This is a genomic window from Streptomyces sp. NRRL F-2580, assembly GCF_000720115.1.
GTDB lineage: Bacteria > Actinomycetota > Actinomycetes > Streptomycetales > Streptomycetaceae > Streptomyces.
Map to the genome: position 1 here is coordinate 1 of NZ_JOIR01000131.1, position 277 is coordinate 277.

General features: G+C 67.1%; 1 protein-coding gene. It reads right to left on the reverse strand.

The window, feature by feature from the left end:
• On the reverse strand, window positions 1–277 hold a 277-nt coding region (locus tag IF88_RS41810), incomplete at both ends, for an acyltransferase domain-containing protein (protein WP_158754928.1).

Below are 277 nucleotides of genomic sequence, written 5' to 3' on the forward strand. Positions count from 1 at the left end.
GGAATTGGTCGAGGATGCCGTCCATGTGGGGTGAGTGGAAGGCGTGGCTGACGTTGAGTTGTGTGGTGCGTCGGCCGTTGTTGCGCCAGGTGGTGGCGAGTTGGTGGGCTGCGTCGTGGTCGCCGGTGATGACGGTGGAGTGGGGGCTGTTGACGGCGGCGATGTCGAGGTGGCCGTGGTGGGTGGGGAGGGTGTTGAGGATTTCGGTTTCGGTGGCCTCGATGGCGATCATCGCGCCGCCGGTGGGCGCGGACTGCATCAGACGGCCGCGGACGGC